Source organism: Bullifex porci (genome assembly GCF_009695635.1).
Lineage (GTDB): Bacteria > Spirochaetota > Spirochaetia > Sphaerochaetales > Sphaerochaetaceae > Bullifex > Bullifex porci.
Genome location: NZ_VUNN01000001.1, coordinates 179,596 through 203,036, shown reverse-complemented (window position 1 = coordinate 203,036; position 23,441 = coordinate 179,596). Strand labels below are relative to the sequence as shown.

At 35.3% G+C, this 23,441-nt stretch carries 22 protein-coding genes; 11 read left to right on the top strand and 11 right to left on the bottom strand.

What is annotated here, in order from left to right:
• Positions 1 to 9 precede the first annotated feature (9 nt).
• The 3 genes from FYJ80_RS00945 to dinB are packed head-to-tail and all read left to right on the top strand — an operon-like array spanning position 10 to position 3,597.
• Positions 10 to 1,449: a Mur ligase family protein gene (locus FYJ80_RS00945; RefSeq protein ID WP_154424251.1), complete on the top strand. Its 1,440-nt coding sequence runs from the start codon at positions 10 to 12 to the stop codon at positions 1,447 to 1,449.
• Positions 1,446 to 2,444, top strand: coding sequence for a D-alanine--D-alanine ligase family protein (locus FYJ80_RS00940; protein ID WP_154424250.1), 999 nt, complete (start codon positions 1,446 to 1,448; stop codon positions 2,442 to 2,444). The genes FYJ80_RS00945 and FYJ80_RS00940 overlap by 4 nt, the downstream gene beginning before the upstream one ends.
• Complete coding sequence (gene dinB / locus FYJ80_RS00935; protein ID WP_154424249.1) at positions 2,416 to 3,597, top strand: DNA polymerase IV; 1,182 nt, start codon at positions 2,416 to 2,418, stop codon at positions 3,595 to 3,597. The genes FYJ80_RS00940 and dinB overlap by 29 nt, the downstream gene beginning before the upstream one ends.
• Here the strand turns inward: dinB and FYJ80_RS00930 are convergent.
• Positions 3,562 to 4,368 (bottom strand): undecaprenyl-diphosphate phosphatase, encoded by an 807-nt coding sequence (locus FYJ80_RS00930; protein ID WP_154424248.1) that lies wholly within the window; start codon positions 4,366 to 4,368, stop codon positions 3,562 to 3,564. The two genes, dinB and FYJ80_RS00930, sit on opposite strands and share 36 nt — an antisense overlap.
• Positions 4,369 to 4,440: 72 nt before the next feature.
• Here FYJ80_RS00930 and FYJ80_RS00925 point away from each other — a divergent pair, with 72 nt between their 5' ends.
• From FYJ80_RS00925 to FYJ80_RS00910, 4 genes are read left to right on the top strand one after another with little or no spacing between them, the layout of a single operon-like run.
• Positions 4,441 to 4,953 (top strand): tRNA (cytidine(34)-2'-O)-methyltransferase, encoded by a 513-nt coding sequence (locus FYJ80_RS00925; protein WP_154424247.1) that lies wholly within the window; start codon positions 4,441 to 4,443, stop codon positions 4,951 to 4,953.
• Positions 4,950 to 5,732 carry a pyrroline-5-carboxylate reductase gene (gene proC, locus FYJ80_RS00920; RefSeq protein ID WP_154424246.1) on the top strand — a complete coding sequence of 261 codons (783 nt, stop codon included), beginning with the start codon at positions 4,950 to 4,952 and terminating at the stop codon, positions 5,730 to 5,732. The genes FYJ80_RS00925 and proC overlap by 4 nt, the downstream gene beginning before the upstream one ends.
• A 4-nt stretch (positions 5,733 to 5,736) precedes the next feature.
• Complete coding sequence (gene serS, locus FYJ80_RS00915; RefSeq protein WP_154424245.1) at positions 5,737 to 7,017, top strand: serine--tRNA ligase; 1,281 nt, start codon at positions 5,737 to 5,739, stop codon at positions 7,015 to 7,017.
• 5 nt (positions 7,018 to 7,022) lie between these two features.
• Entirely contained in the window at positions 7,023 to 8,465 is a 1,443-nt protein-coding gene (locus FYJ80_RS00910; protein ID WP_154424244.1) for a nicotinate phosphoribosyltransferase, read from the top strand.
• On the opposite strand, the gene FYJ80_RS00905 is transcribed toward FYJ80_RS00910, so the two are convergent.
• The 6 genes from FYJ80_RS00905 to yqeC are packed head-to-tail and all read right to left on the bottom strand — an operon-like array spanning position 8,462 to position 14,667.
• Positions 8,462 to 9,172 carry an N-acetylmuramoyl-L-alanine amidase family protein gene (locus FYJ80_RS00905; RefSeq protein WP_154424243.1) on the bottom strand — a complete coding sequence of 237 codons (711 nt, stop codon included), beginning with the start codon at positions 9,170 to 9,172 and terminating at the stop codon, positions 8,462 to 8,464. The two genes, FYJ80_RS00910 and FYJ80_RS00905, sit on opposite strands and share 4 nt — an antisense overlap.
• On the bottom strand, positions 9,159 to 10,079 hold the full coding sequence (locus tag FYJ80_RS00900) for a hypothetical protein (protein WP_154424242.1): 921 nt from the start codon (positions 10,077 to 10,079) through the stop codon (positions 9,159 to 9,161). Before FYJ80_RS00900 ends, FYJ80_RS00905 begins: the two co-directional genes overlap by 14 nt.
• Positions 10,063 to 11,190 carry a glutamate 5-kinase gene (gene proB, locus FYJ80_RS00895; RefSeq protein WP_154424241.1) on the bottom strand — a complete coding sequence of 376 codons (1,128 nt, stop codon included), beginning with the start codon at positions 11,188 to 11,190 and terminating at the stop codon, positions 10,063 to 10,065. Before proB ends, FYJ80_RS00900 begins: the two co-directional genes overlap by 17 nt.
• Positions 11,190 to 12,458, bottom strand: coding sequence for a glutamate-5-semialdehyde dehydrogenase (locus tag FYJ80_RS00890; RefSeq protein WP_154424240.1), 1,269 nt, complete (start codon positions 12,456 to 12,458; stop codon positions 11,190 to 11,192). Before FYJ80_RS00890 ends, proB begins: the two co-directional genes overlap by 1 nt.
• Before the next feature lie 36 nt (positions 12,459 to 12,494).
• Positions 12,495 to 13,982 (bottom strand): selenium-dependent molybdenum cofactor biosynthesis protein YqeB, encoded by a 1,488-nt coding sequence (yqeB, locus tag FYJ80_RS00885; RefSeq protein WP_206360891.1) that lies wholly within the window; start codon positions 13,980 to 13,982, stop codon positions 12,495 to 12,497.
• Positions 13,975 to 14,667 (bottom strand): selenium cofactor biosynthesis protein YqeC, encoded by a 693-nt coding sequence (gene yqeC / locus FYJ80_RS00880; protein ID WP_154424238.1) that lies wholly within the window; start codon positions 14,665 to 14,667, stop codon positions 13,975 to 13,977. Before yqeC ends, yqeB begins: the two co-directional genes overlap by 8 nt.
• A gap of 67 nt (positions 14,668 to 14,734) precedes the next feature.
• Between yqeC and yidD the strand changes: the two genes are divergently transcribed.
• Positions 14,735 to 15,016, top strand: a complete 282-nt coding sequence (gene yidD / locus FYJ80_RS00875; RefSeq protein WP_235899558.1) for a membrane protein insertion efficiency factor YidD — start codon at positions 14,735 to 14,737, stop codon at positions 15,014 to 15,016.
• Here yidD and udk read toward each other — a convergent pair.
• Positions 15,013 to 15,627, bottom strand: coding sequence for a uridine kinase (gene udk / locus FYJ80_RS00870; protein WP_154424237.1), 615 nt, complete (start codon positions 15,625 to 15,627; stop codon positions 15,013 to 15,015). The genes yidD and udk overlap by 4 nt on opposite strands.
• Positions 15,624 to 16,589: an aldose epimerase family protein gene (locus FYJ80_RS00865; protein WP_154424236.1), complete on the bottom strand. Its 966-nt coding sequence runs from the start codon at positions 16,587 to 16,589 to the stop codon at positions 15,624 to 15,626. The genes udk and FYJ80_RS00865 overlap by 4 nt, the downstream gene beginning before the upstream one ends.
• 89 nt (positions 16,590 to 16,678) lie before the next feature.
• Here FYJ80_RS00865 and FYJ80_RS00860 point away from each other — a divergent pair, with 89 nt between their 5' ends.
• From FYJ80_RS00860 to FYJ80_RS00850, 3 genes are read left to right on the top strand one after another with little or no spacing between them, the layout of a single operon-like run.
• The gene (locus FYJ80_RS00860; RefSeq protein WP_154424235.1) at positions 16,679 to 17,974 is read left to right on the top strand and encodes a TrkH family potassium uptake protein; all 1,296 of its coding nucleotides are present in this window, start codon (positions 16,679 to 16,681) and stop codon (positions 17,972 to 17,974) included.
• On the top strand, positions 17,971 to 18,630 hold the full coding sequence (locus FYJ80_RS00855; protein ID WP_154424234.1) for a potassium channel family protein: 660 nt from the start codon (positions 17,971 to 17,973) through the stop codon (positions 18,628 to 18,630). Before FYJ80_RS00860 ends, FYJ80_RS00855 begins: the two co-directional genes overlap by 4 nt.
• Before the next feature lie 24 nt (positions 18,631 to 18,654).
• Positions 18,655 to 19,563 (top strand): CsgG/HfaB family protein, encoded by a 909-nt coding sequence (locus tag FYJ80_RS00850; RefSeq protein ID WP_154424233.1) that lies wholly within the window; start codon positions 18,655 to 18,657, stop codon positions 19,561 to 19,563.
• A 52-nt stretch (positions 19,564 to 19,615) separates the two neighbouring features.
• Here the strand turns inward: FYJ80_RS00850 and lepA are convergent, their stop codons facing one another.
• Both lepA and ftsH read right to left on the bottom strand, forming a co-directional pair.
• Positions 19,616 to 21,427, bottom strand: coding sequence for a translation elongation factor 4 (lepA, locus tag FYJ80_RS00845; RefSeq protein WP_154424232.1), 1,812 nt, complete (start codon positions 21,425 to 21,427; stop codon positions 19,616 to 19,618).
• A gap of 2 nt (positions 21,428 to 21,429) precedes the next feature.
• Complete coding sequence (gene ftsH, locus FYJ80_RS00840; protein ID WP_154424231.1) at positions 21,430 to 23,412, bottom strand: ATP-dependent zinc metalloprotease FtsH; 1,983 nt, start codon at positions 23,410 to 23,412, stop codon at positions 21,430 to 21,432.
• Between the last annotated feature and the right edge of the window lie 29 nt (positions 23,413 to 23,441).

Here is a 23,441-nt window from a genome sequence, read left to right as displayed (position 1 = left end):
AATAAAAATATGATAAGCATTAATGAGCTTGCAGCAAGCCTTACAGGAAGGCTAATTAACCCAAGTGATAGCATCCTTACAAGCTTGGAATATGATTCAAGATTAGTCAAAAAGGCTTCATGTTTTTTCGCATTTGATGGGATACATTGTAATGGCTACGATTTTATAGATGATGCAATAAAAAGTGGCGCAACTATGGTAGTTGCAAATAAATGTCCTGAGACAATACATGATAATGTTTCATATCTAATTAGCGATGAAAGCATTCGATTACTATATGCTAAAGCTAGCTCACTATTTTTTTCAAATCCTCAAGCAAAGCTTAAGATAATCGGTGTAACAGGAACCGATGGAAAAACCTCAACCACAGATTATACATATCAGTTACTAAATAGCTTTGGTCATAAAACAGCCTTAATATCAACAGTTTATGTTGATGATGGAAGTGGTAAAGCTTTTTCAAAAACAAGACAAAGCACTCCTGAAGCATTTTATATTTACTCATTTTTAGATCGCTGTGTGAAAAACAACGTTGAATACGTTGTAATGGAGACTACCTCCCATGCACTCTCAAAAGAGTATTGTAGAGTATATGGAATTAATTTTATCTCATCTATATATACAAGCGTATCAAGTGAGCACCTAGAATTTCATAAAACACTTGAAAGCTACTATGATGCTAAGACTAATCTTGCTAGAAATACTTTATCTAATATATTCATCTATAATGATTGTCCACTACTCGATAAAATTAGAAATGTTGCAAAGCATAGAGTAATTGAGCTAACTAAGCCAACTATTACAAAGAGAACAATTTCTTCAACAAGCTTTATATATAATGATAGAGAATATGATGTTCCATTATTTGGCCAATATAATATTAATAATCTCTATGAAGCAGCTATGCTGACAGCTAGAGTTATTAAAGTACCAGTAGAGTTAGTATTGTCAAAATGTAATACCATAAAGCCAGTTGAAGGACGCTTCAATGTAATAAATGCATTAAATCATCAAGTAATAATTGACTTTGCTCATACACCAGATAGCTATGAGCAGCTATTCTCTTCCTTTAGATCAGTTGATAAAGACTCTCCTATCACAGCTGTTTTTGGCTCAGCAGGAGATAGAGATAAAAGTAAGAGAAAGGGACTTGGCATAGTATCTTCAAAATATGCAAATACAATAATTCTAACAGAGGAGGATCCAAGGAGCGAAAGCGTAATTGATATCTCATTAGATATATTAGAGGGTGTTAACAAAAATAAGGTACATATCTACACAGAAGAAAAGCGTGAGGCTGCTATACGCTTAGCCTTTGAAACTGCAAAGCCTAATAGTGTTATCTTCTTACTTGGAAAGGGACATGAAAGCTCTATTTCATATAAGGACTATTCTCGTCCATACCTTGAAAGACAGGCTCTACTAGATGTTGTAAAGGAATTATCATGATAATACTTTTAATATATGGTGGAGCATCAAGCGAGCATGATGTATCGATAAAAAGTAAAGATTATATAAAGCAAATACTTACTTCGTTAGGATATAAAACTAAAGAATTATTTATTACAAAGGATGGTACATACCTTTATCAAAATAAAGAGGTTTCAATTATTCCAAATAAAGGCTTCTTTATTGATTTAAAGAAAATAGAATTTGATGTAGCCTTCCCTATTTTACATGGAATAAATGGAGAGGATGGTACTATTCAAGCATTACTAGAGATAATTAATGTTCCATACATTAGTGAAGGTATAATGACTAGTGCTATAGGGATGAATAAAGCAATATTTCATGATTTACTTAAAAGTCGTTTCCTAGTTATCCCCTCAAAAAGAATTAAAACAATCGATGATATAGATAAAAATAAATATGTGCTTAAGGTCTCAAATGGAGGCTCCTCTATTGGTGTATACCTAGTTGAAAATAAAGATGCTATAGATACTGAAGCATTAATAAATGATCTAAAAAAGCTAGATGATAATATAATAATGCAGCCTTGGATTGAGGAAGCAAGAGAGCTCGAGCTTGGAGTAATAAAGGATTTAGAATATGATTGTGAGATCGTACTTGGTCCTGTAGAAATAAAAAAGCAGAGCCAATTCTTTAGCTATGATGATAAATATAATGATTTAAATTTAAAAATCCTAAAAAGAGATGAGATAATACTTGATAAAGAAATAATTCTAAAGCTAAGAGAGCTTGCAAAGGATGTTTTTAATGCGCTAGAAGGTAATATGTATATGAGAGTAGATTTTTTACTCTCTAAGGATGGAACAATATATTTAAATGAAGTAAATACTATTCCAGGCTTAACTAGAACAAGCCACTTTATTGTATTAGCAAAGGAAATTGGCTTTGATAATTTATTTGAGCTATTAATTAATAATGCACTAATTTCATATAAGAGAAAAAATCATGGCAAATCCCCTATTCTTTCATGTTGATTTAGATGCATTCTTTGCTTCAGTTGAAATTTTAGATAACCCAAATTTAAAAGGAAAGCCTCTAATAATAGGACACAATGGCCCAAGGTCTGTTGTATCAACGTGCTCATACGAAGCAAGAAAATATGGTGTACATTCTGCGATGCCAATGGTTCAAGCTGTAAAGCTATGCCCTAAAGCAATAATTATTCCTGGAAACATGAAGCGCTATAGCCAAATGAGTCACAGAGTAATGTCAATAATGCACTCCTTTGCACCAGAGATGACTCAAGCCTCCATAGATGAAGCATATCTTGATATGAGTGGAACTGAGAAAATCTATGGTGATGGCGTTGAAAGTGCAAGAAAGCTTAAAGCTTTAATTAAAGCTGAAACTGGCTTAACTGCCTCTATCGGAGTTGCATCCTCAAAATTTATCGCAAAGCTTGCCTCTGATTTCAAAAAACCAGATGGCCTTACAGTAGTCCCACCAGGCTTAGAGCAGGATTTTGTAGATGCAGTTGGATTAAAGAAGCTTTGGGGAATAGGAAAAGCAACCTTAGAAAATCTTAATAACCATAGAATATATACAACAGAAGAGCTAAGATCTATTTCCTTAAACCACCTAGAGTCACTATTTGGTAGTGCAAGTGGTCAATATCTATATAAAATATCTAGAGGAATAGATCCTGGAATATATTCAGGAGACAGTAAAACTCGTTCTATATCAAGTGAGAGAACATTTTATCCTGATTTATTTGATCAAAATGCAATTGATTCCTTCCTCCTTGAGTTATCACAGGAGGTAATGTTTCGCTCCCTAGAGGAGAAGCTAATTGCAAAAACTATTGGAATTAAAATTAGATATGGCTCCTTTAAGACATTTACTCTACAGGTAACACCTGAAAGTGGTATTTATAGCTCAAAGGATGTTTATATTGCTGTAAAGGAGCTATTTAAAAAGAAGCATACAGGTGAAGGTATAAGACTATTAGGTGTTGGTCTATATGGCTTATATAAAGGAGAGGAGGTTCAGCAGCCTGAGCTCTTCGCTTTTGATAAAGAAAAAGAAAGAAAGCTCGAGAAGGTTATACTCGAGCTTAATAAGAAGGGTAATAATATTACTCGTGCAGCATCTTTATCTAAAGCTAAAGAAAAGCACAACGACTATTGATAGAATAATTCTATATATACCAAAGGCAGAGAAATCGTGCTCTCTAACAAATTTAACAAGCGCTTTTATCACTATTAAAGAAACTATAAAGCTAATTAGAGAACCAAGTAGTAGATATACCCACTCAATTGCGGTAAAGCCTAAACCTGATTTAAGTAATCTAAGGAGAGAGGCTCCTGCCATTACTGGAATTGCCATAAAGAATGAAAACTCAGCAACAACTGGTCTTGAGATACCACAAATAATTCCACCTAGTATTGTTGAGCCCGATCTACTAGTACCAGGAATAAGTGCTAGCATTTGAAAGGCTCCAATCTTAATACTATCGAGGTAAGTTATCTCCTCTAAAGAATTAATTCTTGTCTTAAATTTAATCTTCTTTTCTAAAATTATATAAAGAACACCATATACAAATAGCGCAAGAGCTATTACATACCATGTTGATAGCTTTGAATCGATGATATCATCTAACAGTAAGCCTGCAATAGCAGCTGGAATAGAAGCTGTTAATACCTTCGACCATAGGATAAAGGATTTCTTCATCTCCTTTTTATCACTCTTAAATGGCCAAAGCTTAGACCAATATAAAACTACAACAGCTAATATTGAGCCAAGCTGTATAACTACAGTAAAAACACTTAAAAAGCTTTCACTTGCATTTAAAGGAAATAGCTCATCAAATAGAAGAAGATGTCCTGTAGATGAAATTGGTAGCCATTCAGTAATTCCCTGAATAACACCAAGCATAAAAACTTTAATAAATTCAATCATATTGTTGATGATATCATCAATTGTATACCATTGCTAGATTACAAAAAAGTGATAAATGTGTATCATAGCTATATGCTACATATAGTTCTTTTCGAGCCAGAGATACCTCAAAATACAGGTAATATTGCACGTACCTGTGCAGCTACTAATACCTGTTTAGATTTGGTATATCCTTTAGGCTTTGATATTAGTGAAAAAGCAGTTCGTCATGCAGGACTTGATTATTGGAAGGATGTAACTATTACAACGTACAAAAATACAGCCGAGTTTTTATCAATGCATGGCACTGATGAGCTCTTCTTCTTTACTACCAAGGCAAGAAAAACTTATTCCGATGTAAAATATCCACAAGATAAAGATGTTTATTTAATTTTCGGAAAAGAAAGCAGAGGTATTGAAGAAGAAATCCTTCTTCAATATAAAGAAAGATGTGTAAGAATTCCAATGGTGGGAGAAACAAGAAGTCTAAACCTATCTAATTCAGCTGCAATTGCTGCATATGAATATTATAGGCAAAATGGTTTTTCTGATAATTTTACATTAAAGGGAGAGCTACATAGACATTCTTGGGAGGAAAATATATGAAAATAGGTTTTCTTGGGTGTGGAAATATGGGTTCCTCTATTGCCCTATCCTTAATAGGACAATATGAAACTCTAGTATTTGATACAGATATTGAGAAAGCTAAGGCTATTACAGGTGCCAAAGTATTTTCAGATGTAGATGAAATGCTCTCTCAAGCTGATATCATCCTAATTGCTGTAAAGCCACAAATATTACCAATCTTATATGATTTGCTTAGTAATTATAAAAATAAGAAATTTATCTCAATTGCAGCTGGTGTTCCTCTTGAGGTATTAGAAAGAAAAATTGGCTCAAGTAATATCGTAAGATTTATGCCAAACCTTGCAGCTAGATCTAAAAATGCAGTAACAGCTGTTGCAGCAGCAAAGCAATGTGATAAGGATTTTCTTTCAATTGCATTAGATGTTGCCAATCACTTTGGTTCAGCATTTATTTTAGATGAAGCACTATTCCCAGCCTTCATCGGTATATCAGGCTCTGCAATAGCATATGTATTTGAATTTGTTCATGCATTAGCAATGGGTGGAACAGATCAAGGCATTAGCTACACTCAAAGTGTAAAGATTGCAACAGATACTCTATTAAGTGCTGCATCACTTTTAAAGGAAAGTGGTAAAAATCCAGTTGAGCTGATGAGTATGGTTTGTTCAGCAAAGGGAACTACAATAAAAGGCATGAATGAGTTATATTCTAATGGATTTGATAATGCTGTTATAAAGGCAGTTATCAGCGCAAGTGAAAAAAGTAAAGAATTAGAGCAAATAGCTAAGGAGAAGTAATAAAATGATAGATGTAAAGGAACTTAAATCACGCTACGACGAGATTAAAGCTAACATTGAAAACCGTTATATGAAGGTAGACCTTGATAAAATTATCGAGGACCAGGATAAGAGAGCCGCTCTTCTCCTTGAGATCGAGACACTTCGTGCAAAGAGAAATGAAACAGCTCAGAAGATGAAGGCAAAGCTCACTCCTGAGGAAAGAAGTGTTTTAATTAACGAAGGTAAAGCAATTAAGGATGAGCTTGCTTTAAAGGAAGCTGAATTTGCAAAGATCGACACAGAATTTGCTGAGGAAGCAAGAACAATTCCTAACTATGCACATAAGGATGCTCCAATTGGTAAAGAGGATAAGGATTCTTTAGCAGTTAAATTCCATGGAGAGGTTCCAACCTTCTCATTTAAGGCAAAGGACCACGTTGAATTAGGTGAAGCATTAGACATCCTCGATTTCGATAGTGGTGCTAAGGTTGCAGGACAGAAGTTCTACTACATCAAGAACCAAGCAGTAATCCTTCAGATGGCACTTGAGAGATATGCTATGGATATCGTAATCAAGCATGGCTTTACACCATTTATCACACCAGATATCGCTAAGGAAGAAATCCTTAATGGTATTGGCTTTAACCCTAGAGGAGCTGAGTCAAATATCTATACTATCGAAGGAACAGGTACATGTCTTGTTGGTACAGCTGAAATTACACTTGGTGGCTACTACCAAAATACAATCCTCGACAAAAAGGATCTTCCAATAAAGATGACAGGACTCTCACACTGCTTTAGAAGAGAAGCAGGTGGTGCAGGTCAATATTCAAAGGGACTATATAGAGTACACCAATTTAGTAAGCTTGAGATGTTTATTTACTGTCTTCCTGAAGAAAGTGATGACTTCCATCAGCAAATTCTTGCTATTGAGGAAGAAATCTTCTCTGGCCTTGGACTTGCTTATCGTGTTGTAGATACAGCAACAGGTGACCTCGGTGCTCCTGCTTATCGTAAGTTCGATATCGAAGCTTGGATGCCAGGTAGAGGTGACAATGGTGAATATGGTGAGGTAACAAGTACTAGTAACTGTACAGATTACCAGGCAAGAAGCTTGAACATTAGATATAGAGACGATGATGGTAAGATCAAGTTTGTACACATGCTCAACGGAACAGCTGTAGCACTTTCTAGAGCAATGGTAGCAATTCTTGAGAACTATCAGAATGAAGATGGCTCTATCTCTATTCCTCCAGTTCTCGTACCATATTGTGGTTTTGACAAAATTTCTAAGAAAGGTTGAATAATATGAAATCTGCATTGATCACTGACTTTTATGAACTAACAATGATGCAGGGTTACTTCATTAAGAAGCACAACCCTAGAGTTGTATTTGATGTATTTTATAGGAATAATCCATTTAATGGAGGATACACCATCTTCACAGGCTTAGAGGAGGTGATCGATGCTCTCGAGGGCTTTAGATTTTCAGATAATGATATTGAATATCTAAGGAATTTAAATCTTTTTAGAGAGGACTTCTTAGACTATCTATCAACATATCATTTTTCTGGTGACCTCTATGCCTTTGAGGAAGGAACTCCAGCCTTTCCTGGAGAGCCATTAGTTAGAATCGAAACTAACCTGATGGATGCTCAGCTAATTGAAAGCTTTATCCTAAACCAGCTTAACTTCCAGACTCTTATTGCAACTAAGGCATGTAGAATGACATATGCAACTAAAGGTAAGGGCTCAATCATGGAATTTGGTTTAAGAAGAGCTCAAGGTGAGGATGGTGCTCACATTGCATCTCGTGCATCCTTTATTGGAGGTACTAAGGTAACAAGTAACACATATGCAGGAAGAAAGTACAACATTCCTGTAGCTGGTACTATGGCACACTCCTGGATTATGAGCTTTGATAGCGAGGAAGAGGCTTTTAGAGAGTTTGCAGAGATATATCCAGATAATGCAATCTTCTTAATTGATACCTACGATACACTTGGTAGTGGTATTGATGCTGCAATTAAGGTTGGTCTTGAATTAAAAGCTAAGGGTAAGAATATGGGTGTTAGAATCGATTCAGGAGACCTCTCATATCTACCTAGAGTAATCAGAGATAGACTTGACCAGGCAGGCTTAGATGAAGCTACAATTTGTGTTTCTAACGATTTAACAGAAGAAATTATTCAAACTCTAGTTTCAGATGGTGTTCCTATCGACTCATGGGGAATTGGTACTCACCTAGTAACAGGTGGTAGTCAAGCTAGCTTAAATGGTGTTTATAAGCTTGCAGCTAAAGAGAAGGATGGTGTCTTTGAACCAACTATGAAGATGAGTAATAGCTTTGAAAAGACTACTAACCCAGGTATTAAGCAGGTCTATAGATTCTACGATGCTTCAGGAAATGCATTAGCAGATCTAATTGCTTTAAATGATGAAAAGATAGAATGTGGTAAGGCTTATACCTTCTATCATCCATTTAGTATGGCAGATTACTTCGTTATGAAGCCACAAAACTACCATACAATTAGACCTCTTTTAAATTTAAAGATGAAGGATGGTAAGAGAGTAAGTCAAAAGAGAGATATAAGAGAAATTCAAAACTTTGTTCAAGTATCCTTACTTCAGTTCCATAAGAGCTATAAGAGACAGATAAACCCTCATATCTATAAGGTTTCACTCTCTGAAAATCTTAAGGAGCTAAAGCTCAATTTAATTAAAGAGCTCAAAGCAGAACAGAATAATTAAAGTGATCTAATGGCCGATGCAATAGCATCTGCCATTTTTTTCTGCCATTCTGGATTAATTAAATTACTTCTATCATCTGAATTAGTAATAAAGCCAAGCTCTATTAGAACTGCAGGCATAAAGGTTTGGTTTAAAACATATAAATTTCCTTCCTTAATCCCACGGTTTTTATATAGAGGGAAGGCTCTTTTTATAGAGCTTTCAATAGTAGAAGCAAGATACTCATTTACCTTATTTATATATTGATTAACCATAATATTATTGTATGAAGAGTATTTGCTAATAAGAGTTGAGGATGTAGCTTTTGAAAGAAGAGATAGCTTTTTCTCATCATCCTTTATATAGAGCTCAAATCCATTTGCACTTTCTGAGGTAGCTGCATTAACATGAATTGAGATAAATATTGGGTATCCATTAACATCAAAGGCTTGGCTATTTGCGATATCACAGCGTTCCTGAAGCTCTAGAAAGATATCATTATCTCTTGTTAATACACAATTATAATCACTCTTTAGGTTATCATATAAATATTTAGAAACTGCAAGGACAATATCCTTTTCATTTATTTCCCCACTTAAAGCACCTGGATCCTTACCACCATGTCCTGCATCAATAACAATAAGAGATACATTTCCACTAAAGGGATTTGCAAATAAAAAGGATGAAATAAAAATAAAGAGAATTAAGAAAAGATTAATTTTCTTCATGGTCCCAATCCTTAATTAAGGTGAAGAAATCTGTTTTTTGTAAAATAACCTGCTTACTCTTAACCTCTTCCTTTAAAAGCTTCTTATCAACATAAGGCTTCCACTTCTCTACTACATTCTTACCAGCTATTCTATGAATTGATAAAGCTCTAGTATAGCATCTTTCCATACCCTCACATTGAGTTCTATCCTCAATTATTGAATGCTTAGTAGAAAAACGAATAGCGAAATCAGAGAATGTTAAAATGCAGTAGCCAAAGAGGTGCATTCTAATTCCTAAATCAAGTAGCTGGTAATACTCTCCCATAATCTCTTGGTCAAAACCTCTAAGACGCTGAAACAGCGCTCTATCATAGAGCCCAAGACCCATAACTGGATATAGATTTAATACTGTCTGCCCTATTTCGAGTGGTGGCTCAAAGGAAAGTGGACATAGCTCACGCCCCTTAATATAAGGCTTTCTTATTGTTGGTAGAACCTCCATATCGCAGTTAAGCATAATAGGAGTAATACATGCAGGATGTCTCTTATCCTGCATTAGACTTAGTAATGAAGAGCCAGTAAAACCAATAATTTGGATATCAGAGCGAACAACTAAGAAATATGTAGCATAGCACTCATTAGCAAAGACATTTATCTGCTCTCCGAGGCTTACTAAGGATTTAAAAAGAATAAAGGATACATCAGGATAGAGCTCTCCAAAGGAGTACTCCTCAAACCTATCCTCCTGCATAATAACATGAATAGCACAATTCATATTTTGAATGTACCAATCTATAGTTTCCTTAAGCTCATCGACACTAGACACATCAAAGATTCCAATAGATAGCTGCTGCTGTCTATAGAGTGCAGAGATACGCATGCCAATATCTTGTTTTCTTATTTCTGTTCTATAATGACTCTGCATCGTTTAAAAATACCACATCCTCAGGTCTAAAGATACAATCTTTTTTACCTTCTCCTAATATTGCCTCGATTTCATGAGTTTTATGTCCCATCATCAAAGCAACCTCAGTAGAATTAAAATATGGAACAGCCTTTGCAAATAGTCTTCCATCTGGGCCTGCTATTGCAACAACGTCCCCCTCTTCCCAAATTCCTTCGACCTTAATTATTCCAGAAGGTAGTAGGCTTCTATGACCAAATAGAGCCTGTCTTGCACCTTCATCAACAACAATCGTTCCAACATGAGAATTATTAATTATCCAACGCTCTCTTTGGTTTAGGCGTCTTCCAGGATGGATATAGCTACCTATCTCCTCTCCATTCATAATTTTAATTAATACATCCTCAACATAACCAGAAGCAATGATAGTTCCACAATATGCCATAGATGCAATTGATGCAGCTAAAAGCTTAGTCTTCATACCACCTGTTGAGAAGGTTGAGCCCGCACCCTTTGCATATGCCATAATTGTTTGATCTATCTTATTAATATCCTTAATTAAAACAGCCTTTTTATCTATTTTTGGATTACCAGTATATAAGCCATCAATATCGGTAAGTAATATTAATAAATCTGCATCGATTTTTGATGCAACCATTGCACTCATTCTATCGTTATCACCAAAGGCAGAACCTATTTCAGCAGTTGAAATTACATCGTTTTCATTAAATATCGGTACAATTCCAAGTGCTAATAGAGTAGAAACACTGCTTCTTAAATTATTATAAGTCTTTCTATTATTTAAATCATTTCTAGTTAATAGAACCTGAGAGCATACTATATGATGCTCACTGAAGGCCCTCCTATAATGATCCATCAATATTGGTTGTCCAATCGCTGCACAGGCTTGGCGAATTGGAATATGAACTACTCTATTTTTATGCTTTATTTCCTTAGCTCCAAGACCAATAGCTCCAGATGTAACGAGTAGAACCTGAAAGCCCATCTCCCTTAGCTTAGCAATTTGAGCACATAGCTTATTTATTCTGCTTTCATCAATTCCATCGGCAGAAGATAGTAAATTGGTACCAACCTTAACAACAACTCTTTTAAAGGAGGAAAAATCTCGCATTACATTAGCTCCTTATGAGTAAATTGTTTAGTGCCAGCTGCATAATCCTTTACTATTTGACCACTACCGCTTAGCTGATATTTATATGTAGTTAGTCCTTCAAGACCTACAGGACCTCTAGCATGTAGCTTACCAGTTGAAATACCAACCTCAGCACCTAGACCAAATCTAAAGCCATCTGCAAAACGAGTTGAGCAGTTTGAAAATACATCTGCTGAATCAACAGATGAATAGAAAGTATCAATTTCCTTTTGATCTGTACTTATTATACAATCTGTATGGTGAGAGGAATGAGCAGCAATATGATTTATTGCCTCCTCGATAGACCCAACAATCTTAATATTAAGCTCTAAAGCTAAATACTCTCTATCATACTCATCCTCTGATGAAGGAATACAATCGATAATAGCGCTTACCTCTTCATCACCATGAATTTTTACACCCTTCTCCTCTAAAGCCTTCTTTAAAACAGGAAGGTATGATGAAGCAATATTATTATTAACCAATATTGTCTCAACTGCATTACAGGCAGCAGGGTATTGTATTTTACTATCAACAATTATAGGAGTTGCAAGCGCTAAATCAGCCTTATCAGAGACATAGATTGAGCAAATACCATCAGCATGCCCCATTACAGGAATATTTGTATGGTCCATACAATACTTAACAAATTTATTTGAGCCTCTAGGAATAATTAAATCGATATCCTTATCCATTTTAAGCATATCATCTACATCCTGATGACTCTCCAAAAGTAATATGTAATCATCACTCTTTAGCTTCTCATGGATAACTTTTCTAATTGCTCTATTTGTGTTAAATGCTTCACTTCCACCCTTTAGAATTATTCCATTTCCACTTTTTAATGCGAGCGATATAATTTGAACCATCGCATCAGGACGAGCTTCAAATACCATACCAATAACACCAAGCGGGTAAGTAACCTTTTCAAGTATCAATCCCTCATCGAGCTCTCTTTTAGCTATTATCTTACCTGTAGGGCATTCAAGCTTCTTTACTGCTATTAGTGATGATATACAGGAATTAATTTTTGAATCATCAAAGACTAAACGATGCAAAACAGAATCACTAATTCCCTTTTCCTTAGCACTAAATAAATCCTTTTTATTTTCTTCAATCAAATATTCTCTATTAGAATCTAATGCATCTTTAATTTTATCGATTAAAGAATTTCTCTCTTGATCACTCATCAAAGAAAGAGTAAGAGCACTCCTTCTTACATCCTTAATCCTTTGTTGTGTTTCCATATTAAAAAGCATATTCCTTTTTATATCTTTTAACAATTACATTGCTCTATTGAAAAATGAATCAACAGCCTCAAGAACTCCACCTGCAATAGCTCTAGCCTTATCGCTAGGCTCATTATATTTAATGCCCTCTCCTCTTGGGTCTATATCAGCAACCTTAAAGCCCTCAGTTACCTCAAGATTACTTCTAAGCATACCTCTAACCATTCCATCGATTGTAGCTAAAATTGGAGTTTCATCGACATAAGCAATTACATCGCCCTTTTTAACTATATCGCCAAAGGTCTTAACTCCCTTAAACACACCCTTACAAGGACTTCGTAATACTCTTTCCTTTCCATAGCCCATAATTAAGCCTGGGATACCTGTATTATCTTGAGCTCTTCCCTTTTTAATAATTTGACCTAAGGAGTGTCCTCTATTAGTTTCAATTACAATATGGCAATCAACACCAGCCTCAAAGCCAGGTCCAAGTGCAATTACAAGAGGTGCCATATCAAGCTTAGTTCCTAAATTTCTCTTTGCAATTATTGCATCAATAATTACAGCAGGCTTTATTTCATTTAGCTTCTCAAGCTTCTCATCTACTAATATTGGAATAATACTATCCTTCCAAAGGTCAAAACGCTCCTCAACATTATTTATTTTCTTTGCTTTAACACCCATGACACTCATTTCACCCTCATAGATTGCTTCAGCAAAGCTAACATTTCTTCTAATTTGAGTAGGCTTTTCTAAATCAACTCCAAGAACATTATAGCCCGCATTGTGTAGCCTTATCATAACAGCAGTAGCTAAATCACCACATCCACGAACTAGAATACACTTTCTAATATCTCTAGATATACTTACACCACTCTTTTTATTCTCAGTCTTTAATATCTCAGCGGCAACACTAATTGCTATCTCCTCAGGATTTTCAGCTCCAATATCAAGGCCCATAGGAACAAAATAATTTGGTTCATACTTTATCGCACCAGCTCTTGATGATAAAAAACCAACATAAAAAGCCTTTGATAAATCTAAGTGCTTTAAAATCTCTTCCTTTTCATGTGTAGTAATTACTACTGCACAATCCTCATCAAGCTCTATGCCCTCTAATAGCTTATCCCAGCTATTTGCAATTTTTATAGCTGCAGCATATGGACACACCTTTTCCTCTCTATCTAGGATGTGGATACTATATCCACAATCATACATAAGCTTTCCAATAGCTTTTCCAACGTGTCCATATCCAATTATATATAGCTTTCTATTCATCTTTACTAAATCTATAACCATCTCAACCTCCCCCTTTGGAAGCTTATGAGAAATATATCTATTCTCTTTAGCTTTAAATGCAAGCTGTGTCTCTTTTATTGCATTTCTTTCTAAGTCACCACCACCGACAGTTCCATATGAAGAGCCATCTGGAAGTACAACCATTCTTCCACTCTTTCTAGGAACTATTCCCTTAGTTTTTACGATAGTAACTAATGCAAAGGATAAATTTAAGCTCTCAAGCTTAGAAGCAATTTCAAACATATATTTCATCCTTTAATATTGAACCTAAGATAATTGGGCAAGGAGCATGAAGAGAAAGAAAAGCATTTCTATTCTCTACAGCATCACACCCATTTATTAAGATTAATGTTTTTCCTTTAGCTCTCTTTAAAACTCCTTCTCTATTGTCTATTAGCTCTTGATAAAATTCTATATCAACAATACCTTCACCATCTAAACCGAAGCATACATTATCCTTGCTACACCCTAATGCAGAGGCACCCATAATTGCTAAGGTTGCAGTAGTTTCATCAATTATTACAGGGTCTCTTTCACTATGAAGCTTTAAAGGAAGCATCTTAGATCCATCTGCTTCTATTATTGTTACATCAAATCTATTTACTAATATTGATAAAATCTCTAAACGTGGAGATGTATATTTTTTCATATCAACTAAATTAAAGTGTGCAAAATATACAGCCTTCCCCTTCTTTACTTCATGGTTTAAGACACTAGCCTCATCTGAGTAATAGTAATCACAATCCCAATCAAATTGCTTTGGACCTTGGAATTTAGTTGTCGTAGTAATTAAAACAGAAAGTCCCCTTTCTTTAAATTTTTTTGCTAACAACCTTAACGTTGAGGTCTTTCCACCTGCCCCGCTAACTGAAATAACACTATGCTCACCGCTATAAAGAGAATCTATCAACCTATCACTTAACTTCATATATTTGATGATACTTTCAAAGAGTGGTGTGTTGCAACAAAAGAAAAAACATCTTACTGTGAGGGTAATGAAGAGAATCCTTAGACAGATATTCTTAATTCCAATATATTTTTATCGTCTCTATCTATCTCCAATCATGGGTATAGGTAAGTGTCGTTATATACCTACCTGTAGTAGCTATTTTATTCAAGCAGTTGAAAAGCATGGAATTATAAAAGGAACTATATTAGGAGCCTCTAGACTCCTTAGATGTAGAAATAGCTTTCTAGGAGGTGTAGATGAGGTCCCAGAAAGCTTTTCCTTTAAGCAAATTAAAGAACAATTTATTATTTTTAAAAAGAAAAATTAAAGCTGGTTAGCAACAGTTTGAATGTACTTAATTATTACATCCAATGCATGCTCATTATATCCTCCCTCAGGGATAATAAGATCAGCATATTCCTTACAAGGCTCGATAAAGTTAAAGTGTCCTGGTCTAACAACATTTATATATTGCTCAACTACAGACTCAACTGTTCTACCTCTTTCCTTAATATCACGCTGTAAACGACGAACAAAGCGAATATCAGATGGAGTATCAACAAAGAGCTTTAAATCCAGTAAATCTCTAATTCTCTTATCGTAAAGTACCATCAAGCCATCAACAATTATAATTGTTTTAGGCTCAATATGCTTTGTTTCTGGCTTTCTTTGGTGCTTAACAAAGTCATATTGAGGCATATCAATAGCCTTACCAGCCTTTAGATCCTTAAGATTTTCAACCATCAAATCCATATCAAAGGCATCTGGATGGTCAAAGTTAAACGCCAAAATATTATGGTTATTTACAAAGGAAGCACTTTTATAGTAATTATCCTGAGCAATACAAATACTATCAGGATGAGCCTCTGAAATCTTTCTTACTACTGTACTTTTACCACTACCGGAGCCACCAGTAATACCGATGAGCTTTACATTCATTTCTTAATCTCCTTTAGAGAATAGGAGGTTATGGATCTGAAAATCTCACCATGCTTTAGCAGTACCTCCTCAATTCTATCGCAATTCATTGGATCTATGTGGGAACTAGTTTCAAGAGCTAAAGCCGCAAACGCACCACCATTTCCTCTTGCCTTTCGAGAATCAAAGAACTCTCCAGTATATAGCTGTATACAAGGTCTATCTGTAGTAACTGTCATTTCGAGGTCATCTCCTCTTAAAATAGCAGCTCTACCAGAATTAAGCTCGTAGCAGGTATCATATATACCATCTCTTCTATCTCTAATTCTCCTCATAGTCCTAAAATCATAATCCTCATTAACAGGATCAACAGATAGAGGGATTAAATCTTCATCTGTTCTTGTATATCTATCTGCATCAATCATGATGCTTTGTTCACGTGCATCACTATTTTCACCATTTAAGTTAAAATAGACGTGGTTAGTAGGATTAATTACACAATCTCTATCAGCTGACATAGTATAATTAATCGAAAGTGTATTATTTGATAATGTGTACTTTACAGTAATACCAATATTACCAGGGAAACCACCACCTAGATGCTTAGTAGAGGTATTTAATACAACACCATTAGGCGTTTTGAATAAAACATTCCAAACATCATATCCAGTATTTGCACTACCACTATGAAGATTATTTTTTCCATTATTCCTTTCTAATTTATATGTTTCATTTTTCATAGAAAAGGTTGCGTTTCTAATTCTATTAGCAAATGGAGCAACTATCTGGCCCTTATATGTTGAATCATCGACATAGCTATCTAAGTAATCACTTCCTGAAATGATTTCTCTAACAGATCCATCTGATAATTTATATTTAAAGGACTGAATTATAGCGCCAAGTGTAAGGATTGATACTTCACAGTTACCATCTTTAATAGTAATTTTTTCTACTTCTCTATTATCTTGAAGTGTTCCAAACATATTTAACCTCCACTAATATTTTACGCACTTTTCATTCTTAAACAACAAATACTTATACATTAAATTAAAAAAAAGCTATAATAGCTTTCATGGGTATTTCACACATACATCAAAAGCTTAAAAAGCTGCCATCATCCTTGCTTTTAGCTTTAGGATTTTTTTGTATTATCCTTTTAGGGACATTTCTTCTAATGCTTCCCTTCTCAGCTACTAAAACTATATCTCCAATTGATGCTTTATTTATAGCAACCTCTGCTGTGTGTGTTACAGGATTATCACCAATTGAAATATGCTCAACTCTAACGCTGTTTGGTCAAATTGTACTAATGAGCCTATTCCAGATTGGAGGACTAGGTTATGCAATTCTTTTAGTTAGCTTAATATCTATCACTAATGGAACACTTTCATTTAAGAATAAGCTTCTAGTAAGAGAATCCTTTGGTGTTGATAACAGAACTAATACAAAGGAAATAATTAAGTTTGTATTAATCTCAACCTTTATTTGTGAAGCCTTAGGAACTATATTACTCTCAGTTGCTTTCTTTCCCCAATATGGAAATAGAGGAATATTTATTGCACTATTTACTGCAGTTTCAGCCTTTAATAATGCAGGCTTTGACCTATTTGGTAACTCATTAATCGCTTACAATAATAGTGCTTTAGTTCTACTTACAGTTGCAAGCTTAATTATTATTGGTGGCTTAGGCTTTTTAGTTCTTAAAGAGTTAATAATTCCTCAGCGCCATAGAATTCGATTAAGTGTCCACACAAAAATAGTACTATTAATGACAATTATTTTATTACTATTAGGTACAGTGGGCTTTATCATTACTCAAAAGCTATCTGTGTTAGAAGCTTTCTTCCAAGCAGTAACTACTAGAACAGCGGGCTTTTGCTCCTTTGACCAAAGTATATTAACTCCTAAAGCATATGTATTAACTATATTTTTAATGTTTATTGGAGCATCCCCATGTTCAACAGGTGGTGGTATTAAAACAACTACTCTTTTTACAGCACTTGGTTCATGCTTCTCTCTTTTAAAGGGAAAGGATTTTATCGTATTTAAACGCTACATTAGTAAGGACACTGTGATTAAAGCCCTCTTTATCTTTTTAATTGCAGTATTGATGATCTTTTTCTCATGCATGATTTTATCCTTTAGTGAACCAGATATACCTCTCTCAGCACTATTTTATGAGGTAGTAAGCGCACTAGCTACAGTTGGCTTAAGTCAAAATATTACATCTTTACTCTCCGCAACTAGTAAAATAATAATTATATTCTTAATGTATATAGGTAGAGTTGGTATTTTAACTATTCTTAGCTGTTTCTCTAGTGAAGCTAAGCATATAGAATATCTTGAAGGAAAGGTAATTGTAGGATGAAAAAATATAGAACTTTTGCAGTTATTGGATTAGGAAGATTTGGCTTCCAGGTTGCAAAAACACTTCTTGAGATTGGACAAAATGTAATTGCAATCGATAAAGATGAAACAATTTTGGAAGCTATAAGTAAATTTGGTGCAGATGTTTATATAATAAATAGCATTAATAAGGATGCTCTAACTGAGTGTGGAGTAAAGGATGCAGATGTTGTAGTAATCGGTATCGGTAAGGATATCGAAGCAAGTATCCTAGCTGCATTAAATGCTATAGAGCTTGGAGTAAAAAGAGTTATATGTAAAGCCAACAGTGATGACCATGCAAAGATTCTTGAAAAGATTGGAGCAGAAATAATCTTTCCTGAAATTGATATCGCAACTAGAGTTGCATACTCAGTTTCAAATGCACTAACAGAGGATATACTCCCTCTCTCTGATGATTTCTCAATCGTCCAAATGAAGGTTCCTTATATCTTCGATTCTAAGACAGTAAGTGAAATTAACTTAAGACAAAAATATAATTTAAACCTTATTGCAATAGTACATGATGGAAAGGCAACAGGTAATATTACTCCAAATACTATGCTCTACTCTAAAGATAGTATGTATATATGTGGAACTAATAAAAGTATTACAGCTTTCCAAGATCATCTAAAGTAAAAAACTATTTTTGAGGGTGAAAAAATGTCAAAAACACAATTTAAAGTCAATGTTAGCTTTGTGCTCTTATTATCGGTTATTCTTTTATTTACTTCTTGTGCTACTAGCTCCTCAACAAGTGTTAAAGCAGAAAAAGGTGGCTCTATAAACAGAAGTATTGATAACACTGCTCCTAATCTCAAAAAGTCTATCTATGTTCAAGAGTTTTCAACTGAAATGTCAGCTAATAATAGCGCTGCATATGCAAAGGCTGCTCAAGATACAATAGTAAACATGTTACAGGCTAGTGGAAAATTTCTAGTATTTGATACAGCTAGTGGAAATACTTATACACAATATAAGCTCATCGGTTCAGTAAACTCAGTTGCAAGCAAAACTACTGGCGGAAGCTTTATGGGGCTTTCATCACAATCTACATCTGTAGAAGCTTCTGTTACAATTAGATTAGTTGATACAGAAACTAATCAAGTTATTTTTGCAGAAGAAGGACAAGGTACTTCTAAAAATACTTCTGCTGGATTAAATGTAATGGGTATATCTGTACAAAGTTCAGGATATGATCCTAACTCTTTAGAGATAAAAGCAATTGAAGCTGCTATTGATAGTTTGATTAACAATATTATTGAAAAATGTAATGAAAATCCTTGGCAATCGAATGTAATCGTTGATAACGGTCTGATGTATATTTTTGGAGGAGAGTCTATCGGTATTAAGGCTGGTAGTTCCTTTGATATATACAAAAGAGGAAGTAAAATTACTAACCCTCTAACAGGTGAAGCCACTGAATTACCAGGAGAAAAAGTTGGAGAAGTAGTAGTTGAGAAAACTTATCCAGGAAACACTCCTGAAAATGAAATATCAGTAATCAAGATTAAAAGTGGAAGCTTTGATATTCAAAATCCAAACGATTATGTAATTAGAGAACAATATTAAATTATTAATAAAAGTCTATTAAAAATAAGCTCCTCAACTGAGGAGCATTAATTTACTGCTTATCTTCGTTAGTTTTTAAAACTGCTAAGAAGGCCTGCTGTGGAATTTCGACGTTACCAACCATCTTCATTCTCTTCTTACCTTCCTTCTGCTTTTCAAGGAGCTTTCTCTTTCTTGAGATATCACCACCATAACACTTAGCAGTTACATCCTTTCTATATGCAGAAATAGTTTCACGAGAAATGATGTTACCTCCAATAGCACCTTGTATTGCAATCTTAAACTGCTGACGAGGAATTTCATCCTTTAACCTTTCGCAAACCATTCTACCACGTGATTGAGCATTATCCTTAAATACTAGTTGTGATAAAGCATCAACAGGCTCTGAGTTTACGAGAATATCGAGTCTTACTAGATCTGTCTTCTTATACCCAATGACTTCATAGTCAAAGGATGCGTATCCACGAGAAATACTCTTTAATCGATCATAGAAATCAAATAGTACCTCTGCTAATGGCATCTCATAAACAAGCTCAACTCTCTTCTCATCGAGGTAGTTCATTGCACTCTGAACACCTCTCTTTTCAAGACAAAGAGATATAATAGGACCAACATATTGTGTTGGAGTAATGATATTAGCTTGTATATAAGGCTCCTCAGAATAATCAATTCTCATAACCTCAGGATACTCTAGAGGATTATCAATATAGAGAGTTTCACCATTCTTCATATGAACGATATATCGTACAGATGGAGATGTAAAAACAATTGATAAATCAAATTCTCTCTCTATTCTCTCTTGAATTACTTCAAGGTGTAGCATTCCTAAGAATCCACATCTAAAGCCAAAGCCAAGAGCTGCAGAGTTATCCTTTTCATAGACAAGGGATGCATCATTAAGCTTTAATCTTTCAATAGCTTCCTGAAGCTCCTCATAGTCATTGCTATCAACTGGGTAGATAGATGAGAATACTACAGGCTTTACTTCCTTAAAGCCAGCTAATGGCTCAGAAGCTGGATTTTTAATTCCAGTTACTGTATCACCAACTCTAATATCACTTATTGTCTTAATACCAGCAATGAAATAACCAACATCACCAGCCTTAAGCTCACCCTTAGTTACTAGCTGGAGCTGGAAAATACCACAATCCTCAACCTTGTATACAGCATCAGAGTGCATAAACTTAATTTCATCACCAGTTTTTAAGGTTCCTGAGAATAATCTACAATGTACTATTACACCACGATAAGGATCATAGTGACTATCAAAAATTAATGCCTTTAGTGAGTTATCATCACTTCCTTCAGGAGCAGGAATATTCTTTACTATTGCTTCATAAAGACTATCAACACCCTCACCTGTCTTTGCAGATACAAAGCATGTCATATCAGGGTCTAAGCCAAGGTCATGGTCAATTTGATGTAAGCACGCTGGGATATCTGCACTAGGCAAATCAATCTTATTTATTACAGGAATAACCTCTAGATTATGCTCCATAGCAAGATATAGATTTGCTAAGGTTTGAGCCTCTACACCTTGTGATGCATCTATAAGTAATAAAGCACCCTCACATGATGAAATCGCACGGCTTACTTCATATGTAAAGTCAACGTGTCCCGGAGTATCAACCAGGTTTAGCTCATATTCTTGGCCATCTGCTGCTGTATAAGGAATAGTTACAGCTTGGCTTTTAATGGTAATACCCCTCTCCTTCTCGATATCCATATTATCGAGAAGCTGGGTACCCATTGGACCTCTACTAGTTACCAAGCGGGCTTTCTCTATGAATCTATCAGCAAGAGTACTCTTACCATGGTCAATATGAGCAATGATACAGAAGTTTCTTTTGTGTTTAATATCCATTATCAGACTAACTCACTTTCACTTTTATGTGGTTCAAAACCAAGTAAAACTCTAATTTCACTATCATCTAGAGTTTCCTTCTCACAAAGCTCATCTGTAAGCTTATCAAGCTGGTCACGATGAGTTGTAAGAATATCACGGCAGGTTGCCATACAGGAGGTAAGAATCTTCTGAACCTCCTCATCAATTCTAGTAGCTGTCTTATCTGAGAAATCCTTCTTCTGAGTAATCTCTCTACCTAAGAATAAAGGCTCGCCCTCACTAGCTAATGAAATGAATCCAAGGTCACTCATACCCCACTCTGTTACCATACGATGTGCAAGATCTGTTGCCTGCTTGATATCATTGCTTGTACCTGTTGTGGTCTCACCATAAACGATATCCTCAGCAACATAACCACCCATACAAATTACTATTCTATCTAAGAGATAACCCTTACGCAGTGTATACTGGTCCTTTTCAGGAAGTGAAATAGTAAGACCAAGTGCTCTGCCATGAGGGATAATAGTAACCTTATGGAGAGGATCTGTATACTTAAGGTAGTAGTGTAGTAAGGTGTGTCCTGCTTCATGGTAGGCTGTAGCTTTCTTCTCATCCTGAGTCATGAAACGGCTTTCTCTTGCAACACCAAGGATGATCTTATCTCTAGCCTTTTCATAATCTGCCATTGAAACTGTCTCTCTATTATCACGAGCTGCGAAAAGAGCTGCTTCATTAACAAGATTTGCTAAGTCAGCACCAGAGGAGCCTGGTGTTGCTTTAGCTATTCTTTCAAGGTCTATATCACCCTCACTCTTAACCTTCTTTGAGTGAATACGTAAAATATCTAATCGCTCTTGAACATCAGGAAGATCAACAACTACCTGACGATCGAAACGACCTGGACGAAGTAGTGCTGGGTCAAGTACATCAGGACGGTTAGTTGCAGCAATTACAATTACACCAGGGTCTGAAGAGAAGCCATCCATCTCAACAAGTATTTGGTTAAGAGTTTGCTCTCTTTCATCGTGTCCACCACCTAGTCCACTTCCACGAGAACGACCTACAGCATCAAGCTCGTCGATGAAGAGAATACATGGTGCATTCTTTCTACCTGTTTCAAATAAATCTCTAACACGAGCAGCACCCATACCTACAAACATCTCAACGAAGTCTGAGCCTGAGGTGTGGAAGAAATTAACTCCAGCTTCACCTGCTACTGCACGAGCAAGTAAGGTCTTACCTGTTCCTGGAGGACCTACTAATAAAACACCTTTAGGAATTCTTGCACCGATTTTTACAAAGCGTTCAGGGGACTTTAAGAACTCTACAACCTCCTGTAGCTCATACTTACTTTCCTTTTGGCCTGCTACATCTGCAAATGTAACCTTTTTATCCTTTGAGCCATATTGATGAGCATTACTCTTACCAAGAGAGCCCATCATGCCCTTACCACCAGCAGCACCTGTTTGGCGATAGAGGTTGAACATAATAAAGCCAAAGATAAGCCAAGGGAAGAGCTGTAAGAATATATAGAGGAAGGATACACCCTGTACAGAGCCTACAACCTCTACATTATTATTCTTTAAAAGCTCCATTAGGCTTGAATCATAGTAAGGTATTCTACAAATTGCAGTAGTACCATTTAAGGTTGTAAATGTTACCTGTGCCTCATCCTTGATATCTGCTTTAATTACGCTTCCATTTTCTACAGCCTTAATAAAGGAGGAGTAGGTTACCTCCTGTGGCTTTGTAGCACGTGATTCATTGAAAAATAAAAATCCAAAGCTTAATACTAAGGCAATAAAAATGAAAAGAGTTAGCTTACCCTTAGGGCCACCCTTAAAAAACCCATCATCATTTTTATCACTACCCCAATATTTATATTGGTCATAGACATTATCTTTTTTCTTTTTTTCGTCAGACCCCTTTTTAGGAGTATTCTCAGGACCATTACTATTAGGCTCTTGGTCCTTTATTGGTTCTTTATCTTTATTTTCGTCCATTAGCTTTCCTATAAGATTTCAATAATATT

Coding starts and splice junctions, on each gene's coding strand:
- FYJ80_RS00945 (WP_154424251.1), top strand. CDS start 10: ATGATAAGCATTAATGAGCTTGCAGCAAGCCTTACAGGAAGGCTAATT.
- FYJ80_RS00940 (WP_154424250.1), top strand. CDS start 1,446: ATGATAATACTTTTAATATATGGTGGAGCATCAAGCGAGCATGATGTA.
- dinB (WP_154424249.1), top strand. CDS start 2,416: ATGGCAAATCCCCTATTCTTTCATGTTGATTTAGATGCATTCTTTGCT.
- FYJ80_RS00930 (WP_154424248.1), bottom strand. CDS start 4,368: ATGATTGAATTTATTAAAGTTTTTATGCTTGGTGTTATTCAGGGAATT.
- FYJ80_RS00925 (WP_154424247.1), top strand. CDS start 4,441: ATGCTACATATAGTTCTTTTCGAGCCAGAGATACCTCAAAATACAGGT.
- proC (WP_154424246.1), top strand. CDS start 4,950: ATGAAAATAGGTTTTCTTGGGTGTGGAAATATGGGTTCCTCTATTGCC.
- serS (WP_154424245.1), top strand. CDS start 5,737: ATGATAGATGTAAAGGAACTTAAATCACGCTACGACGAGATTAAAGCT.
- FYJ80_RS00910 (WP_154424244.1), top strand. CDS start 7,023: ATGAAATCTGCATTGATCACTGACTTTTATGAACTAACAATGATGCAG.
- FYJ80_RS00905 (WP_154424243.1), bottom strand. CDS start 9,172: ATGAAGAAAATTAATCTTTTCTTAATTCTCTTTATTTTTATTTCATCC.
- FYJ80_RS00900 (WP_154424242.1), bottom strand. CDS start 10,079: ATGCAGAGTCATTATAGAACAGAAATAAGAAAACAAGATATTGGCATG.
- proB (WP_154424241.1), bottom strand. CDS start 11,190: ATGCGAGATTTTTCCTCCTTTAAAAGAGTTGTTGTTAAGGTTGGTACC.
- FYJ80_RS00890 (WP_154424240.1), bottom strand. CDS start 12,458: ATGGAAACACAACAAAGGATTAAGGATGTAAGAAGGAGTGCTCTTACT.
- yqeB (WP_206360891.1), bottom strand. CDS start 13,982: ATGTTTGAAATTGCTTCTAAGCTTGAGAGCTTAAATTTATCCTTTGCA.
- yqeC (WP_154424238.1), bottom strand. CDS start 14,667: ATGAAGTTAAGTGATAGGTTGATAGATTCTCTTTATAGCGGTGAGCAT.
- yidD (WP_235899558.1), top strand. CDS start 14,735: ATGAAGAGAATCCTTAGACAGATATTCTTAATTCCAATATATTTTTAT.
- udk (WP_154424237.1), bottom strand. CDS start 15,627: ATGAATGTAAAGCTCATCGGTATTACTGGTGGCTCCGGTAGTGGTAAA.
- FYJ80_RS00865 (WP_154424236.1), bottom strand. CDS start 16,589: ATGTTTGGAACACTTCAAGATAATAGAGAAGTAGAAAAAATTACTATT.
- FYJ80_RS00860 (WP_154424235.1), top strand. CDS start 16,679: ATGGGTATTTCACACATACATCAAAAGCTTAAAAAGCTGCCATCATCC.
- FYJ80_RS00855 (WP_154424234.1), top strand. CDS start 17,971: ATGAAAAAATATAGAACTTTTGCAGTTATTGGATTAGGAAGATTTGGC.
- FYJ80_RS00850 (WP_154424233.1), top strand. CDS start 18,655: ATGTCAAAAACACAATTTAAAGTCAATGTTAGCTTTGTGCTCTTATTA.
- lepA (WP_154424232.1), bottom strand. CDS start 21,427: ATGGATATTAAACACAAAAGAAACTTCTGTATCATTGCTCATATTGAC.
- ftsH (WP_154424231.1), bottom strand. CDS start 23,412: ATGGACGAAAATAAAGATAAAGAACCAATAAAGGACCAAGAGCCTAAT.